This window comes from Chitinophaga agrisoli (genome assembly GCF_008386695.1).
Taxonomy (GTDB): Bacteria; Bacteroidota; Bacteroidia; order Chitinophagales; family Chitinophagaceae; genus Chitinophaga; species Chitinophaga agrisoli.
Genome location: NZ_VUOC01000001.1, coordinates 1,288,528 through 1,306,047, shown reverse-complemented (window position 1 = coordinate 1,306,047; position 17,520 = coordinate 1,288,528). Strand labels below are relative to the sequence as shown.

Below are 17,520 nucleotides of genomic sequence, written 5' to 3'. Positions count from 1 at the left end.
TCAGTAAACTGCCAATTGTAATCAGGTAACTGTTGATATTTAAGTTTTGCTGTTCTGCCTGTGCCGGTGTAAAGATTCTGTATGTACCGTATACTCAGCTACATTTTGGGATAATGAATGCAGGAGGTGATAATTTGATTGAGTTGAGCGGAACAACAAAAGGGTAAGCGGCAACTCATTCAATGTTACTCCTGATTGGGCAGCTGTGATTCATCCATATAAACAAATTCCCACTGGTGGCCGTCGAGGTCTGCAAAGCTGTGTTGATACATCCATCCGTGGTCTTGAGGCTCTGCGTAGATCTGGGCGCCTAAGGATTGGGCTTTGCTGATCATTTGTTTGGCCTCGTCCCTGGAGGCGGCATCTAATGCAATCAGCACTTCCGTTGATTGAGTTGCGTTAGCAATACTTTTGCGGGTGAAGGTCTGAAAATAGCTTTCGGTAAGGAGCATTACGTAGATGCTTTCACTTACTACCATACAGGCAGCTTTTTCATCTGTGAATTGCGGGTTAAAGCTAAATCCCAGCGCTGTGAAGAAATCCATTGATCTGTTCAGCTCCTTCACGGGGAGATTGATGAATACTTTTGTTGCCATTTTTAACTGTTTTAATTGTTATTGATGGTACAAAAATGAGACAGTGCTCTTTCAAAACCCTTTACATATGTTGAGAAAGCAAAAAATTATTTGTTGGCGAAGAAGATCCTGCTCAGCTGCGTGGGCGTAATGCCAAGATAGGCGGCTAAATGATGTTTTTTTAACCGGTTCACTAATTCCGGGTAGTTTTTGAGGAATTCATCATAGCGGGTTTTGGCGGTATCATTTCGCAAGGAGATTTCGAACGGCTCTTTGTCTATGATCCAATGCTGCTCCATGTAACGAATGTAAAATCCGGCGATGTCAGGGTAAATGGAGACCAATTTCTTAAAATCATGGAAATTGTATTCGAGAACAGTTGTATCCTCTAATGCGGTAATAGTAAAAAGACTTGCGGATCTTGTTAATGTGGCGGGGATTGAACCTGCAATCCTGCCCTCCGGGAAGAAATATTTTATAACTGTATCGCCATTGTCAGTGATATAGTATTGGGAAAAAAGTCCTTTAGTGACAAAGGCTACCTTTTGAGGCGTTTGTCCCATGCTGATAAAATCCGCTCCTTTTTGAAAGGTTTTTTCCTGTAGCAGATCCGTCCATGCTTTTTCTGCTTCAGCCGTCAGATTGGTATATGTGCGGATCTTTTGAAAAAACTGTGATAGTCCGGATATCATGATTGTAAAAAGACTTTATCTCTGTCTTTATGGGTTGCTTCCCGTTTCGCAATAGGTTCGAAATACGTAATAAGTTACAAAAAATTTGTTTGCCAGCGACCGGAAGTGTCAGATGATCGCGGCATGACCCGGGAGGGGTGGTGGATGTGCAGGGACCGGAAGCATTGCATGATCCGGGAGAGACGTTGGATGTACAGGGACAGTTTCCGGAGGCAGTAAACCCCTCAAAAGCGCTAGCCGGCAAACATCGCCAGGATTTGGGTGACGATCTTACCGGCCAGCGGGGAACAGGGCGCCGCGCCCGCTAAAGTGAGCAACGCAGCGGAATGATATCTTTTATTTACGCTTCTTCTCTACATCGGGCAGGAAGCCAGTGAGCAGGCCTATCAGCGGTAACCAGGCGCAAACCTGGAATACGTAGTTAATGCTGGTATGATCTGCCAGGCGGCCTAATACGGCAGAGCCAATACCCGCCATACCAAAGGCCAGACCAAAGAACAAACCGGCGATCATACCCACTTTACCCGGTACCAGCTCCTGGGCATATACCAGGATGGCGGAGAAAGCGGAGGATAATATTACGCCAATGAATACGCTGAGCACAGAAGTCCAGAAAAGATTTACGTGCGGCAGCAGCAAAGTAAACGGCGCTACACCCAGTATAGAGATCCATATCACATATTTGCGGCCTATGCGGTCGCCCACCGGGCCGCCAATAAGCGTACCTGCAGCTATGGCAAACAGGAAGATGAACAGGTGGAACTGCGCGCTCTGTACAGACAGATGGAATTTATCGATGAGGTAGAAGGTGTAGTAGCTGGTCATGCTGGCCATGTAAAAATACTTGGAGAAGATAAGCACCAGCAGGATGCACAGGGCAAACACGATCTTGCTTTTAGGCAACTGTACCGCGGTACCATCTGCCGCACGGCGTTTAGGTTTTACACGATGTTTATTACCCTTATACCAGGCGGCGATATTTAACATTACCACAATAGCCAGCAGGGCTGCTATTGAAAACCAGATCACGTTAAACTGGCCATAAGGCACAATGATCAGGGCTGCTAACAGCGGGCCCAGGGAGCTGCCGGCATTCCCACCAAGTTGGAAAAGAGATTGCGCCATACCGTGCCGGCCACCGGAGGCCATATAGGCCAGCCGGGATGATTCCGGATGGAATACGGCGGAACCCATACCTACCAACCCTACTGCTACCAGTACTATTACGAAGCTGTGCGCCAGAGAGAGGCAGATAAGACCTATCAATGTAAAGCCCATTCCAATGGCCAGGGAATAAGGCATAGGATGTTTGTCTGTGTACCAGCCTACCAGCGGCTGCAGGATAGAGGCGGTCATTTGAAAGGTAAGCGTAATAAGGCCTACCTGCGTAAAGCTGATCTTCAGAGAGTCTTTTACTACCGGGTAGATGGCCGGTATAAGGGACTGAATAGTGTCATTCAACAAATGTGAAAAGCTGAGGGCCAGCAGTATGGAGAATACCGTTTTTTCTGCTGTTTCCCTTGCCGTTTCGGATAATACTGCGGTTGTTGCTTTTGTTTCCGTGTCCATAAAAATTATATCGTTATATCAATGATTGGATTGGGCCTGTACGCGGTAGCCTACGATGAGGGATACCAATTCCTGCACCTCCTCCGGCTTCTGATCGATGATGCTTTGCAATAATTGCCAGTGCCATTGCTGGGTATCGACAAAAGGCTTTGTCGTGGTATGTGTTACCATGAAATGCTGCAGCATGTGCTGCGCCACGGTGGTGTGCAGGTCTGCCATGATGCTGTTCTTTGCCGCTGCGGCAACAGCCGTGTGAAAGGCGATATCTGCCTTTATACAGCCCATTATATCGTTAGCCGCTGAGAGCTCGTCCCGTGTCTGGAGGCATTCCCGCATCTTTTCTATATCTGCATCTGTACGGTACAGGGCTGCTTTTTCCGCTATTTTCTGCTCGAGCAGCTGCCGGACTTCATCCAGGTCGGAAAAATCTGCCCTTCTGAGGCGTTGCGAGAGTGGCTCCGCGCCATTGGGGGCTTCCACAAATGTGCCAACGCCTTGCTGTACCCGAAGTACGCCAGCATTGGCCAAAATGCGGACTGCTTCCCGGATGGAAGAGCGGCCTACGCCGAATTCCTGCATCAGGGCCGGCTCTGTAGGCAGTTTGTCACCGGGTTGGTATTGCCCCAGGGAGATCTGCTGCTGGATACGCTGGGCTACCTCATCAGTAAGACTAAGCCGTTTTATGGGAGTGGTATTATTCATCAGATGATATGATGACGCAAAGGTAGTTGAGTTGGTTGGGAAATGCAAGGGGATTTTTGGGGGAAGAGGGTGATGGGATGGTTAAATGATTGATAGATAGACTGTTGCTGGTTATGAAAGGATGAATTACGGGTTGACCCGGTTGTATGATTTGGCTGGGATAGATAGTTGGCGAAGCGGGCAAATGTCAAAAATGGGCAGTCGGCGGGGCGTGGTTGAACGATTAGCGAGTCCGCGGGCGGTATCCAAGGGCCGCCTTCAATTATCTAAATACAATATGCAATGGACCATTTTTCACTATCTTTGCGCTCTCTATTAAAATAACGGATGAAAGCATTTAACATTTTTATTCTATACCGCTTACCTATTGGTATCGTGTTATTATTAGGTGGCCTGGTACTGGGTTTTACCGTGGGCTGGTGGGAAGCCACTATCGTACTGGTATTGGCTGTAATATGCCTGGTTACGCATTTCCTGTTTGGCCCTATGCGCCTGGTGCAGGAAGCCGTGGAAGCCGGTAATGTGGAATATGCCATGGGCCTGATGAATAAAGTTGCTTTCCCCAAGCTGCTGTACAAACCCATCCGCTCTGTATACTATTTTATGCAAAGTAACCTGGCCATGTATGACCAGGACCTGGATAAAGCAGAAGCGACCATCCGCCAGAGCATTAAGACGGGTAGCCCGATGAAGGAATATGAAGGCATGCAGTATTTTCAGCTGGGCACTATTGCTTACCAGAAAAATGATCTGAAAACGGCTGATCAGAACCTGAAGAAAGCTGTTAGACTGGGTTTACCTGATAAAGAAAATACCGCTGCGGCGTTACTTACACTGGCGTCTATTGCTATGAGCCGCCGCGATTTCAAATCCGCCAAAGACTTTTTCCGCCGCGCCAAGGCGCAGAAGCCAACGACTGCGCAGATCGTGAGCCAGATCAAGGAAATGGATAAGTATATTTCCAGGATGCCGGGATGATGTGCTGATGTGCTAATGTGCTGATGGATTGGAGCGGAGGTTTTAATTAATTGATGAATGAATACGTTTTTACAGGGGCTGCACCTTGCCGGTGCGGCCCCTTTTTATGCAGGGCAACTGTCAGGGGATTTCATTAGCACATTAGCATATCAGCACATTTTCACATTAATTACGTAGGTTTGCTCCGCATTTGGTTCCCGGTGTAATAGCCGGGATTAAAATGGGAATCCGGTGTAAATCCGGAACTATCCCCGTAGCTGTAATCCTGTATCCTAAACATGGTTTAGGAATAGTTTTCCAGGGCAATCAAGGCCACTGTTCCGTATAAAGCGGGGCGGGAAGGCGGCCCGGAAAGCAGGAGAGTCAGAAGACCTGCCAGGTGTACGATTGTCATTCCGCGCGCTTTCGGGTGAAAGGCCAAGGATGTAGGTACCTGTTCGAGGTGGCCGTATTCCTTTTTTACATCTCTCCCGCAGCGCATATTGTTCATTACTTACAATTTTCACAAGAGTCATTATGCGCAGGAAATTCTACTTTTTCTTTCCGGCTATTATCCTGGGGGCAACGACCCTGGCCAATGCACAGGATACTTCAAGAACTAACCAGCTTAACGAATTAGTGGTAACCGCCAGCAGGTTTCCGCAAAAGTCCGGCGAAACCGGCAAAGTGGTGACTGTGCTCGCGGCAGACTATCTGCAAAAGCACAGTGGCCAGTCGCTTACCAGTATCCTGAACAACCAGGCCGGCCTGATAGTGAACGGGTCTGAGAATGCCGCCGGCACCAACCAGGATGTGTATATGCGGGGCGCTACTACAGGCAATACCCTGATACTGATAGACGGTATCCCTGCCAGCGACGCCTCCCAGATCACCAATGCCTTTGACCTTAACTTCATCCCGGTTTCGCAGATCGAACGCGTGGAGATCCTGAGGGGCAGTCAGTCTACCTTGTACGGCTCTGACGCAGTAGCCGGTGTGATCAACATCATCACCAAAAAACCCGGCGATAAAAAGATAGGGCTTAGCGCCAACGGCTCCTATGGCAGCTATAAAAGCTGGCAGGGCGGCGCAGGCATTAATGGCAGCGTGGGCAAGTTCTCTTATATCGCGGGCTACCAGTATAATAAGTCTGACGGCTTTTCCTCTGCTTTCGACAGCGCTTATACGCATACCTATGACAATGACGGTTTTAAACGCCATAGCGTATTTGCCAAAGCAGCCCTGCAGGTGACCAACCGCTGGAAATTGCAATACCTGCTGAACTGGAGCGATTATCATACGGACCTGGACGCCGGGGGGTATACGGACGATAAGGACTATACCATGCACAATAAGTATATGCTGCATGCCATCAGCAGCAGGCTGGATTTTAAGAAAGGCAGCTGGAATGTGGTATACAGCTTCCAGCAGAATAAGCGCAACCTGCTGGATGATACGCTGTTCACTCCCAATGCAGGATTCTCTACCAGTCAGTTTTCTTCTAACACCCACCAGGTAGAAACCTTCGTGAACTGGGACATTATACCGCAGCTACAGCTGATTGCCGGCGCAGATGCCCGCTTTTCCAATACTGACCAATATAACATGCTCTATAGTGAGTTTTATAAGGATACCACAGTCCTGAGCGGCGATAGTGCGCATATGCGGCAGTTCAGCCATTATGCTGCCTTATTGCTGCATAACGTGGGCGGTTTTAACCTCGAAGTGGGCGGCCGTTTTAACTACCATAATATTTATGGCAGTAACCAGACCATTTCATTTAACCCTTCTTACCTGATCAATGACCAGCATAAGATCTTTGTTAATATCTCTTCCGCGTTTAAGGTGCCTACTTTATACCAGCTGTATTCTGAGTATGGCAATAAAGACCTGCAGCCGGAATCTTCTGTAAACTACGAAGCTGGCTACCAGGGCGCTTTATGCGATAACCGGCTGAACCTGCGTGTTGTAGGCTTTTACCGGGAGACAAAAAACCTGATCTCCTTTTACAGCCTGCCTGATCCGCCGTATGGTAAATATATCAATGCCAATAAACAGCAGGCCTATGGCGGTGAACTGGAAGCTAACTGGGAGATCGTTAAAGGATTACAGTTGAATGTAAACTATACCTATACCGATGGAAAGGTGAAGGAGCTGGATACGGATACCAGCTATTTTAACCTGTACCGTATACCCAAACACGCGCTGAACCTGGAGCTGGGTTATAATGTAACCCCTGCCCTGTATGTAAGCGCGCAATATAAATATAACAGCCAGCGCTGGGAGCCGCAATACCTGGCCAGTCCTAAACCGCTGGGGGATTATTATACCCTGGGCGCTTATGCGGAATACCGCGTGGGCCGCTTCCTGAAAGTATATGCTGATTTCCGGAACATTACCGATCAGCAGTATTTTATGATTGCCGGATATAATACCCGCCGTTTTAATTTTACCAGCGGTGTTACTATTAATCTATAATGTGTTAATTTAATGTGCGGATATGCTGCAGTCACTGACAGATCCGCACATCAAAAAACTAATGTATGTCACTTAAGAATCTGAATCCCCGTTTGGGCGTATTACTGTTGTTTATTCTCGCAGCGGGCATTCTGCGGGTATTGGGCGAGGGCCATATTACGCCGCTTTCCAATATTACGCCCATAGGTGCTATGGCCTTGTTTGGCGGCGCTTATTTCAATAATAAATGGAAGGCGTACCTGTTTCCGTTATTGACCCTGTTTTTAAGCGATGTTATTATACAGCGGGTATTTTACCCGGAGTTTGCGCAGGGCGGTTTGCTGTACCAGGGCTGGGCATGGACTTACCTGGGCTTTGCCGCTATGGTATTGTCCGGACAGCTGATCATCAAAAAAGTGCATATCGGTAATATCGTGATGGCCTCCGTAGCGGCAGCCGTTGCACACTGGCTGATCACTGATTTTGGCGTATGGCTGGGCGGTTGTACGGATCCTACCACCGGACAACTGTATCCGAAGGATCTGGCCGGTCTGTTAAAATGTTATGCCATGGCTGTACCGTATATGAAGTACATGTTCTTTGGCAATGTATTTTACGGCGCTATCTTCTTTGGCGCATTTGAGCTTATCCAGCGCAGGTATCAGTCCCTGTCTGCTAATAACTATCAACTACCTAACGCCCAGCGTTAGTGAATAATATACTGTATGTGGCGGTGCGGGGATTATGGTTCCCTGCACCGCCATATGTTTTGTACGCGTAATTGACCAATCCAACTTAATATGCTTCATCTTATCACCGGCGGCGTACGGTCTGGCAAAAGCAGGTACGCCCATGAACTAGCCCTTAGCCTATCCCCTCAGCCTGTGTATGTGGCCACTGCCAAGATCTGGGACGAAGATTTTGGAGAGCGGGTGAAGCGCCATCAACAAGACCGCGGGCCGGAGTGGACCAATTTTGAAGAGCAGTTACAGGTAAGCGCACTCCCCCTGGAAGGACGGGTAGCCGTTATTGACTGTGTGACGCTTTGGCTCACCAATTTCTTTGTACATTACCAACAGGATATAGACGCCACCCTGAAAGGCCTTCAGCAGGAAATAGACCTGCTGCGGCAAAAGGATGCTACCCTTATCATAGTGACCAATGAGATAGGCATGGGCGTGCATGCGGACACCGTGATAGGCCGCAAATTCACGGACCTGCAGGGATGGGCGAACCAATATATTGCCCGTCATGCGGAGAAAGTAGTATTGATGGTATCCGGTATAGCGGTGCCAATAAAATGATTACCAGATCAGCAAAATCAGTTATGATACATATTTCCCCCGTTGACCGTTCGCTTAGCGCCGCATTACAGGAAAAGATAGACCAGAAGACCAAGCCGCCCGGTTCATTGGGCAGGCTGGAAGAGATAGCGCTGCAGGCCGGCCTTATACAGCAAACACTGAAGCCGGTGATCACCAAACCTACTATCGCCATATTTGCAGGCGATCATGGCATTGCGGAAAAAGGCCTTGTAAACCCTTATCCGCAGGCGGTGACCGCGCAAATGGTATATAATTTCCTGCGGGGCGGGGCTGCTATTAATGTGCTGTGCAAACAGCTGCAGATAGAGCTGATCATTGTAGACGCAGGCGTAAACCACGATTTCCCCTCCCATGCCATGCTGAACGACCGCAAGATCGCTTACGGTACCCACAACTACCTGCACGAGCCGGCTATGAGCCATGATCAGTGCCGGAAAGCCATGGAAGCAGGCGCAGAGATCGTGCAATATATACAGCAGCAGGGCTGCAATACCATCGGTTTTGGTGAAATGGGCATTGGCAATACGGCGTCTGCCTCCCTCTTAATGAGCTGTTTTACCGGTCTGCCTATTGCGGAATGTACCGGCGCCGGCACTGGCAGCACCCATCAGCAGATACTGCAAAAGACGGTGTTGTTACAGGAAGCCCTGAACCGGCACGGCATACCCACCGATGCGGAAACAGTGCTGGCCACTTTTGGCGGTTTTGAGATAGCCATGTTATGCGGCGCTATCCTGCAGGCCGCTGCGCTGGGTATGATGGTAGTGATAGACGGCTTTATTGTAACAGCTGCGCTGATGGCCGCCCAACGTATGCAACCAGCTGTTACGGACTACTGTATCTTTTCTCACTGCTCCCATGAAAAAGGGCACCGCCTGATGCTGGAGCACCTGCAGGTAAATGCTTTGCTGCAGCTGGATATGCGCCTGGGCGAAGGCACTGGCGCAGCGATGGCCATGCCTGTTATACAATGTGCCGCCGCATTTATGGAACATATGGCCAGCTTTGCGGATGCGCAGGTATCCAACAGAACTTCCTGATATATAATTTAGTTTATGAAAGAGCAATGGTACCTGCTACGCACGGCAATCATGTTTTACACGCGCATACCGGTGGGCAATATTCCACATGGGCTGGACCGGCTTAGCAGGGCCACCCGTTACCTGCCCTTTATTGGCTGGATGACGGGCATTACCATGGCGCTGGTATTGTATGGCTGCAGCTTTATTGCGCCACCGGCAATAGGCATACTCCTATCCCTGTTTACCGGCATCTGGATGACGGGCGCTTTTCACGAGGACGGTTTTGCTGATATGTGCGATGGCTTTGGCGGTGGCTGGACCAAAGAAAAGATATTGCTGATCATGAAAGACAGCCGCATAGGCACCTATGGTATGGTGGGCCTGTTGCTGCTGATGCTGATGAAATTCTTTTGCCTTTTTTACCTGGCCCCCTGTACAGCCGCGGTAGCCATATTTGTGGCGCATACCCTTAGCCGTTTTACGGCTGTTACTATTATCTATACCCACTCCTATGTAAGGGAAGATGAAGACAGTAAAGCCAAGCCTGTATCCAAAGGCATTAGCGGCGGAGAACTAACGCTGGCCGCATTTTTTGGATTGGCGCCCCTGGCTGCCGCTATCGTACTATTACACGATTACTGGCTGCTGATCTGCCTGCCGGCGGTATGGCTGGCACGCTGGTATATGGGCCGCCTGATGCAAAAGTGGATAGGCGGTTATACCGGTGATTGCCTGGGCGCCACACAGCAATTGGCGGAAACAGTTGTATATTTGTGCTTTTGCTTAGTGGAATGGAAATATACCTGATCCGGCATACTACGCCGGCAATTGAACGCGGCACCTGCTACGGCTTCTCTGATCTGGACCTGGCCCCCTCCTTCCCGGAGGAAGCCGCCCGTGTACAACAGCTACTGCCACAAACACCGTTGACCGTTTACGCCAGTCCGCTGCAACGCTGCAGCAAGCTGGCCCGTTTTTTATTTGGTAACAACTTTACTACGGACGACCGGCTGAAGGAACTGAACTTTGGCGACTGGGAAATGAAACGCTGGGACGACCTTGGGCCGGATGCGCTGCAGGCCTGGATGGACAACTACGTGTATGCCCGTGTACCTGGTGGCGAGAGCTACGAGGACCTGTATAAACGCAGCGTGGAAATCTTCCGGGAGGTAATAACCAAACAACAGAACGCCGCCCTGGTAACGCATAGTGGCGTAATACGCTCGCTGCTGGCTTATGTAACTAATACGCCACTGGAAAACTCCTTTGAGCTGCGGGTGGAATATGGCCGTATGGCACGTATAAGCGTGCAGGCAGACGGCCGCCTGGAATTGTTAGGTGTGAACGAGTGAGACGCTTTCCCGGTACTTTTTCCGGAAATACCAGTAAGAGCCCACCATCATCAATATACCCAGTATGGATAGGCTCCATACGGTGTTCATAAAAAACTGGCCCCAGGAAAGGTGCAGGTTGCTGCAATTCTTTACCAACAAGATGCTTACGCTGCCTACATAACCACAGGAATCTGCTACATAGATCAGGAAACCTACATTACTTACATATTTGAAGGTGGCAATCAATCTTTCAAAAAAGATACAGTTAAAGGGGATATAACCCATGTAAAGCCCCAGGCCTGTAAGCGTCATCCACAATACAGGGCCCATGTAATGATACATAAACAACAATGAGCTCAACGCGGCCAGCACAAAACCACTGATTACGATCAGGTAATTAAGCATGAATGCCTTATAATTATCCTTTATAAACACCAGCAATCCCATAATAAATAAGATGGCCAGCGATATAGGCACTTCTGTTTGTGTGAAGATGCCGGGGTCTTTGCCCATACCTAATTCTTCCCAGATATTGGCGGCAAAATTATCGCGCATATCGCGCAGCATAGTGAGGATCACATAACTGATGATACATAATACCAAACCTGGCAGGAACTGTTGCAGGAACAGCCTGCGTTGCTGTTTGTTCATGGGCTCCCGGCGTGTACGTAACGCCTCATCTTCTGCCGTGGGCGGAGGGATCTGCTCCAGCAGCACCACAAAGATGAGCAGGGGAACCATAAACAGCAGGCCTGTTATAAAAGGCATCCACTGTTCGCTTACGCCCCAATCCACGATCGTCATTTTACCGGCGGACTTTACAAAACCGGAGGAGAAAATAAAGCTGATGGACAGCACAGCGCCCATAAACTCCGTACCGCGCCGGCCTTCCAGGTAACCAAATACCAGGCCCCAGATCATACCCAGGGGAAAACCGTTCAGGAACAGGAGGGGAATATTATAAGGAGCCGGCACTACGGCGAACAGTAACAGCGCCAGCCAGGATAAGAGGATGAGGAATATAATGCTACGCGCTCTTTTTCCGCTCTGCATTTCCGCAATAAAGCGGATACCATAGATCTTACTGGCCGCATATCCCATTGTTTGGGCGATGACTATCCAGATCTTATAGTCTATCCCCAGGAAGCTCACGCCCTCAAATAATGCTGCCGCAAAGGGTTTACGGAAGGCATACATACAAGAGTAAGTACCAAATGACACCAGGGCCGCGTAGAGGGAAAAGGTAAACTGGTCCGTACGCTTTAACTGTTTCTGTATCCAGGGAATAGTTAGCATCAACAATAGTTTGTTAATAGTTAGTGGCTGCAATGATCGTTAGTGTGAATGTATGCCGTGATCACTAACAAAGGTTACCGCTGCTGTTAACGCTGCATTAAATGTTTTACCGCCATTTGTTTGAAGCGCTGCAATTCCGGCAAGGGTTGGCCGGTTTCTTTGGCCAGATCGTCCCAGGTACGCAGGCGCACCATTGCCTCAAACAGCGGATCTGCCTCAAATGCGGCGGCCTCCTGCGCGGTCATGGGGCCGCCCTGGAAGCCCAGCGTTTGTTTGCTGGCTGCTGATAACTGCGCATAATACTCCGGATGTTTAAACGTGAGGTAACGTTTGGCGGCTACATGTGAACGTACCAGGCGGGCGATATTGTCTGAGAACCCCAGTCTTAACAGGTAGTCATAGCCAAACTGTTCGTGGTCTTTTACGCCCAAGCCGTGCATGGATTCGCCTTCCATTTCGCAGAGATGGCCTATATCATGAAAGAAAGCAGCGAGGATCACCTCCTCGCTGCTGCCTGCCTGCTCTGCCAGCAGGGCCGCCTGGCCCATGTGTTCCAGCTGGGAGACAGGCTCTCCAATATAATCTGCAGCGCCGTACTTTTCATACAACGCAAAAACGGTATCTACTATCTGTTGGGCGTCTGCTAATAACATTGGTTTATTTTTTTATCAGCCACATGGCTGCGTTAATATCATCTGTGGTGGTATTGAACTGGCGTTTTAATGCATCTGCCCAGTTCGTGGCGTTGGCATTACGATGGTTATCAGGATACTTGAAGCGCAGCGGTACTTTGCCGCTGTTGCCGGTGCCGGGGCCTTCGCTAAAGGCCGGTATACCGGTCCTGCGCCAGTTAAAATATCCTTCCCAATCGCTGCTTTCAAACAGCGCCAGGTATTTCTGCGTTAAGATCTGCTGCAGGCCGTTGGTATTATCCCCCTTGTATTTAACGGTGGCCTGCGTGTAATATACGCCGTCGAAATTGAAGGGGATATCATACTTTATCTTGTTGTATGTTTTACTTACCACGCCTGCACCGCTTACGGGTATACCATAAAAGCCCATGGATGCCTGTATGCCTTTTTTATACCAGGCCTCTGCATCGCCCGCGGCCCATTTACGGTTCATGGCCTCTGCAATGTTAAAGCACATTTCCGCATAACCTACCAGCACACCCGGCTCCGCGGTGTAGTTGGAATAGTAGCGGGTACGGCTGCGCAGGGAATATACGGCGGTATCTACGCTGGACATCTTGGAGGACATATCCGCGAGGTTCTCCCCGGAGGGAGCGCCTACATAAGCCGTGATGCTATCGGGCCGTTTTTTATACAGGGTAAGCTGCTGGGTGGCCGGTTCCGCGGTGATAAACGCCCGGGGATCATTGAGGCTCACCAGCGTATTCAAGTACGTAGCAGACATATTATACCGGGTAGCATCAAAGCCCAGGTTATCCGGGTTTACCGGGTATTTGTTGATGTTGTTGTATATGTACTGCAGGCTTTGTCCCATATTTTCCAGCAAAGGATATTTGGTAGGATTGGCAAGGATATCGCTGAACTGCTGTTGGATCTTTAACTCGCTGTCTGTTTCTTTCTGGCTAAGGGAGATCAGCACCCGCAGGCGGAATGCGTTCACCACCCTGCGCCAGGCGTCCAGCTGGTTATTGTAATAGAAATCGTTCCTGAGTGTTTGTCCCTCTGAAGTGTTTACCAGGTCCGGATGATTGATCAGGGAATCCAATCCTGTGTTGGCCTCATCCAGCCATCCTAAGATATGTAAAAAAATGGTGCGTTGTTCGTCATACTTAGGCGTAAGGTTTTCCTTTCCCTGCAGGGCTTCCGTCATAGGCAGATCGCCTACGAGGCTGGTCATGCGGTAATAGAAAAAAGCCCGGAAGAACTTACCCAGCGCGGTGTAGGGATTGAGCGGGTTACCGCCCAGGCGGATGGATTCCTGCTCCATTTGCTCCACATCCTCCAAAGTAGCGTAACTGGTAAGATTAGCCCCGCCCCAGTCATAACGCTGGTTGCCGTAGTAGTTATAGTTACAGCAATCGTACTGGTTCCAGCGCATTACATCGCTCCAGGGTTTTATGGTGTTCAGATCTGACAGGATACCGGACAGCACCAGGCTGGGTGGCACCTTTGAGGGTTTGTTGCTGTTTGCTTCATAATCAGTGAACTGCTTGTTACAGGCAGTACCTACCATTATGAGGGCAATTATTGATAAGATATGTAGTTTTTTCATGGTGTTTAATTTGAAAAGCGCTGCCGCTTACATCAGAAAGTAACGTTTACGTTAAAGCCATACCTGCGGGTAGTAGGCGTTTGCAGGGTAGAAATGCCCTGGTCGCCCGCGTACTGTTCTATATCCAGGTCTTTGTTCTTGGCAAAGTACAGGAGGTTGCGGCCTACGAAGGACACATTGGCCTGACGGATAAAGGAACGTCCCAGCCAGTTTTGCGGCAGGTTATAACCTATCACTACTTCGCGCAGTTTGGCAAATGTTTTACTGATCAGGTTTGCCTCATTGGTGTTGTAATAGATGCTGATGTAATCCTGCAGGAAGGTTTTGGTACCATTAGGCGCAAACTGCATATCCTTATAGTTGGTCACGTTACCGTTGTTATCATAGCTGATGGCGGCGCCGTTGCTGATCACCTGGCCTTGTCCCAACCATGATTTAACGCCTTTATAATCCTGGTAGCGGGCTTCGCCCATAACGCCCTGCACGGTTTGGATATTACGGCCGCCGCGGAAGGTTTGCTGTTGTATATAGTTGATCATGCTACCACCTACACGACCATCAAACTGGAAGCTGAGGTTGAATTGCTTGTAACGGAAGGTGTTGTTGATAGCCCAGGTCCAGTCAGGATTGGTATAACCCAGGAACTGGTTTACCGGGTTTACGATAGGGCGGCCATCACCGGGATCATTGATGATCTGGCCATCCGGCGTGCGTACAAAAGCGGTACCATAGAGTTTATCCACCCTGTCGCCGGGTTTAAAGAACACATTCAGGGTGTTAACACCCGGGTAGAAGTCCACATATTTTTCTGTAAAAGTGGCCCAGTTCACCATCACATCCCAGTTAAGACCTGTGCTGCTACGCAGTGGCGAGCCGGTAAGGGAGGCCTCCCAGCCATTTTTGCGGGTGGTAACGCCGTTCACCAGGTATTTTTCATAACCAGTAGCGTCTGTGGTTTGCAGCTCGTAAATACGCGGACCGTTCTTAGTGGTGAACCAGGTAACATCCAGACCTATACGGTTCTTTAGGAAGCGGATGTCCATACCGGCTTCGTAGGCGGTACTGGAAAACGGCTTCAGCGTGGGGTTGGCGATGGTATGCGTATAAAATCCGCCCACGTGGTTCTGGTAAACGGGCGATACGTTGTAGCCTGCCGAGTTTTGGAAGGTAGGGCCGCCATAGGCAGCATAATAATTAGAGCCATAACCCAGCGGATAAAAACCCTGTGGCGTAGCGCCAATGGTATCCTGTGTTAAGCCGCCTTTTACGTTAGCATAGGAGCCACGCAATTTCAGGAAGGAGATAGCCTCCGGCAGCTTCACATAATCAGATACCACGGTACTTAAAGATGCAGAGGGATAGAAGTACACGTTATTACCGGGAGGCAGGGTAGACAGCTTGTCGTAACGGCCGGTGAGGGACAGGGTGGCATATTTGCTATAGGTCATATCCACATAACCATAGGCGCTGAGCACCAGCATGTCTGAACGGAAGTTGCTGGCAAACAGCGGATCGCGGGTATTGGCAAAGCTATACCAGCCCGGCGCGTTCAGGTAATTGGTGCTTACAAAGCTGGAGTTGTATTTAAAGCTGCGGGCGTTGGCGCCGGCAGATGCGCGCAGCTCCAGTTTACCCGCCAGGGTATTATGATAGGTGAGTAATACATCTGTATTGTTCTCGAACAGGGAGCGGCGGTCCTCACGGTAATCACCTTTACCTTCTTCGCGGCCATAGGGGTGCGCAGAGTAAGGCAGTTTTTCTGTACGCAGCAGATCGTAGGTACTTACCTGCGTACGGCCCAGCAACTCCAGGTGATCATTGATCTGGTAAGTCAATTTCATGTAGCCATTCACATCTGTTTTATAGTGTCCGCGCAGCCATTCCTTCACCACAAACCAGGGGTTGTGGTAACGCTGGTATTCTGCGTAGATGGACTGTACGCCTTCCTGGCCGGGCTGCCAGTAGTTACGCATATCGTCTATATTCCAATCCGCGCCGCCCCAGATCTCGATATTATAAATAAGGCTGTTGGGGCCATAGCTTACATCCGGGAAGTTAGGCGTATACTGGCGGTTATAGTTCAGGTAAGACTCCAGGCGCAGGCGGGAAGAGAAGTTATAGCCTGCGGAAATATTGAAGTTGGTAATGTTCAGGTGCATGTTAGGCACGATGCTGTTCTGATAGGAATGCGATAGTGAGAAGCGCAGGTCTGCCTTATCCGTTTTGGCGGATACGGCAATATTATTCGTGCTGAGCAAACCTGTTTGCAGGAAACGCGCCAGGTTATCCTTACCGCGGGCTGTCCAGGGGGTGCCAATGCGTTTGTTGGTAACCGGATCAATAGGACTATCGTACTGCGGTATCAGCTGGCCTTCGAACTTAGGGCCCCAGATATCATAATCCGCATCGTTGGTGCCGGCGCCTTTACCGTTTACGAAAGCATAACGGCCATGGTCGCCAGGACCGTATTCGTCCTGTACTTTGGGAATAGCAATAAAGCCGTTATCGAACATGGTGCTGGAGTTAAACTCCACGGAAAAGCCGCGTTTGTCTTTAGATCCTCTTTTGGTTGTGATCATAATAGCGCCATTCAGGCCGCGGGAACCGTATAATGCGGAAGCCGTAGCGCCTTTGAGCACAGTATAACTTTCGATATCATCCGGAGAAATGTTCCAGGTATCTGAGCTGATAGGCACACCATCCACCACAAACAGGCTAATGTTGCTACCGCGCAATAAAACCTGGGGGCTACCCAGCATTTCTGCGGAAGCGCCTACCGTAAGGCCGGCCACTTTGCCGGTAAGACCGTTAATGGGGTTAGGTTCCCGGGCTTTTACCAGGTCATCGCCCTTGATCTCCTGTACGGCATAACCAAGGCGTTTTACTTCTTTTTTGATACCCAGTGCCGTTACCACTACCTCGTTCAGGGAGCGGTTATCGGTATGCAGGGTGATGAGGATGTTTTGCTGGTCTTTTACCGGCACTTCGGCTGGCGTAAAACCAATGTAAGTGATCTGCAGTACATCTTCCGGGCTGGCCATGATGCTAAACTGGCCTTTACCATCTGTCATGGCGCCGCGGCTACTGCCTTTTACTTTAATGGTAGCACCGGGTACCGGTTGCTGGTCTTCTGACGATACCACCTGGCCGCTTACAGACTGTTGTGCCCACGCAGTGGCGGCTGATAGCAACAGTAAGAGGCATAGGCACAGCCATTTAGACTGGTTGTGTAAAGGATTTTGCATGATAATGGATAGATTTGGTTTTAGGTTATTCAATAGCTAAATACTACATAAGGCCTTTCATCATGCAAATGTTGGAGAAGAATGTAACCTAATTGTTAAGTA

General features: G+C 49.5%; 15 protein-coding genes and 1 riboswitch. Of the genes, 7 read left to right on the top strand and 8 right to left on the bottom strand.

The genetic code is table 11. The features are described 5' to 3' along the window. Positions 1–185 precede the first annotated feature (185 nt). From F0L74_RS05410 to F0L74_RS05395, 4 genes are all read right to left on the bottom strand, one after another. The gene (locus tag F0L74_RS05410) at positions 186–596 is read right to left on the bottom strand and encodes a VOC family protein (protein ID WP_149836789.1); all 411 of its coding nucleotides are present in this window, start codon (positions 594–596) and stop codon (positions 186–188) included. A gap of 86 nt (positions 597–682) precedes the next feature. Beyond that, positions 683–1,267 (bottom strand): Crp/Fnr family transcriptional regulator, encoded by a 585-nt coding sequence (locus tag F0L74_RS05405; RefSeq protein WP_149836788.1) that lies wholly within the window; start codon positions 1,265–1,267, stop codon positions 683–685. 336 nt (positions 1,268–1,603) lie between these two features. Next, a complete protein-coding gene (locus tag F0L74_RS05400; RefSeq protein ID WP_149836787.1) occupies positions 1,604–2,836 on the bottom strand; it encodes an MFS transporter in 1,233 nt (410 codons plus the stop codon). 18 nt (positions 2,837–2,854) lie between these two features. Then, complete coding sequence (locus F0L74_RS05395) at positions 2,855–3,538, bottom strand: FadR/GntR family transcriptional regulator (protein ID WP_149836786.1); 684 nt, start codon at positions 3,536–3,538, stop codon at positions 2,855–2,857. Positions 3,539–3,865: 327 nt separating this feature from the next. Here F0L74_RS05395 and F0L74_RS05390 point away from each other — a divergent pair, with 327 nt between their 5' ends. The 7 genes from F0L74_RS05390 (at position 3,866) to cobC (ending at position 10,651) form a co-directional block, all read left to right on the top strand. Beyond that, positions 3,866–4,516: a tetratricopeptide repeat protein gene (locus F0L74_RS05390; protein WP_149836785.1), complete on the top strand. Its 651-nt coding sequence runs from the start codon at positions 3,866–3,868 to the stop codon at positions 4,514–4,516. Between the two features lie 174 nt (positions 4,517–4,690). After that, positions 4,691–4,910, top strand: a riboswitch (cobalamin riboswitch). A gap of 122 nt (positions 4,911–5,032) precedes the next feature. Next, entirely contained in the window at positions 5,033–6,973 is a 1,941-nt protein-coding gene (locus F0L74_RS05385) for a TonB-dependent receptor plug domain-containing protein (RefSeq protein ID WP_149836784.1), read from the top strand. A 65-nt stretch (positions 6,974–7,038) separates the two neighbouring features. Then, on the top strand, positions 7,039–7,662 hold the full coding sequence (locus F0L74_RS05380; RefSeq protein ID WP_149836783.1) for a DUF6580 family putative transport protein: 624 nt from the start codon (positions 7,039–7,041) through the stop codon (positions 7,660–7,662). Positions 7,663–7,752: 90 nt separating this feature from the next. Beyond that, entirely contained in the window at positions 7,753–8,256 is a 504-nt protein-coding gene (locus F0L74_RS05375; RefSeq protein ID WP_149836782.1) for a bifunctional adenosylcobinamide kinase/adenosylcobinamide-phosphate guanylyltransferase, read from the top strand. A 23-nt stretch (positions 8,257–8,279) separates the two neighbouring features. Beyond that, on the top strand, positions 8,280–9,317 hold the full coding sequence (gene cobT / locus F0L74_RS05370) for a nicotinate-nucleotide--dimethylbenzimidazole phosphoribosyltransferase (protein ID WP_149836781.1): 1,038 nt from the start codon (positions 8,280–8,282) through the stop codon (positions 9,315–9,317). A 15-nt stretch (positions 9,318–9,332) separates the two neighbouring features. After that, positions 9,333–10,106: an adenosylcobinamide-GDP ribazoletransferase gene (gene cobS / locus F0L74_RS05365; protein WP_149836780.1), complete on the top strand. Its 774-nt coding sequence runs from the start codon at positions 9,333–9,335 to the stop codon at positions 10,104–10,106. Beyond that, the gene (cobC, locus tag F0L74_RS05360) at positions 10,091–10,651 is read left to right on the top strand and encodes an alpha-ribazole phosphatase (protein WP_149836779.1); all 561 of its coding nucleotides are present in this window, start codon (positions 10,091–10,093) and stop codon (positions 10,649–10,651) included. The genes cobS and cobC overlap by 16 nt, the downstream gene beginning before the upstream one ends. On the opposite strand, the gene F0L74_RS05355 is transcribed toward cobC, so the two are convergent. The 4 genes from F0L74_RS05355 to F0L74_RS05340 form a co-directional block, all read right to left on the bottom strand. Further along, a complete protein-coding gene (locus F0L74_RS05355) occupies positions 10,634–11,929 on the bottom strand; it encodes a DUF5690 family protein (protein WP_149836778.1) in 1,296 nt (431 codons plus the stop codon). The genes cobC and F0L74_RS05355 overlap by 18 nt on opposite strands. An 86-nt stretch (positions 11,930–12,015) precedes the next feature. Continuing rightward, complete coding sequence (locus F0L74_RS05350) at positions 12,016–12,582, bottom strand: phosphonate degradation HD-domain oxygenase (protein WP_149836777.1); 567 nt, start codon at positions 12,580–12,582, stop codon at positions 12,016–12,018. 4 nt (positions 12,583–12,586) lie between these two features. Further along, complete coding sequence (locus F0L74_RS05345) at positions 12,587–14,173, bottom strand: SusD/RagB family nutrient-binding outer membrane lipoprotein (protein ID WP_149836776.1); 1,587 nt, start codon at positions 14,171–14,173, stop codon at positions 12,587–12,589. Positions 14,174–14,205: 32 nt separating this feature from the next. Then, positions 14,206–17,418 (bottom strand): SusC/RagA family TonB-linked outer membrane protein, encoded by a 3,213-nt coding sequence (locus F0L74_RS05340; RefSeq protein WP_149836775.1) that lies wholly within the window; start codon positions 17,416–17,418, stop codon positions 14,206–14,208. Between the last annotated feature and the right edge of the window lie 102 nt (positions 17,419–17,520).